The sequence below is a fragment of the Streptomyces sp. SID13666 genome (assembly GCF_010548325.1).
GTDB lineage: Bacteria > Actinomycetota > Actinomycetes > Streptomycetales > Streptomycetaceae > Actinacidiphila > Actinacidiphila fildesensis.
On the sequence record NZ_JAAGLX010000251.1, the window covers coordinates 1 to 381 of the forward strand.

General features: G+C 64.6%; 1 protein-coding gene. It reads left to right on the plus strand.

The window, feature by feature from the left end; all coding sequences use genetic code 11:
• Positions 1–20: 20 nt before the first annotated feature.
• The coding region (locus G3I60_RS44895) for a hypothetical protein (protein WP_203675379.1) at positions 21–381 on the plus strand (361 nt) is incomplete at its 3' end.

A 381-nucleotide genomic window follows, 5' to 3' on the forward strand; every position in this document is an offset into this window, starting at 1 on the left:
ATTCGGAGAAGTACTTCAGGGTGGAGGAGGCTCCGGCGCCGGCGCGTGTGGCGGTGTTGAGGTTGTGGACCCGCCTTACCCTGCGTCCCGGCGCCCCTTTGCAGTCCCCCTGCCGCGCCGCATTCCAGGCCCCCGAATCCACCTCGTCGTCATATCTCGACATCGAGATACCTGGGGGCAGCCTGCCCGAAATCAATCTTGACGTCAAGATATTTGAATTCGACAAGTCATCTGGGTTCGTCGTCGAGGCCGACATCGGCCTTGGCCAATCTCCGCGTGCCGCTGCGGTGGCCGACTCCCGACCCGGCTCTCCGCCGCACCGGGCGGCACACTGTGCATCCCTTGATCCGGAACCCCGGCCGAATGGACATCCGCACGCCT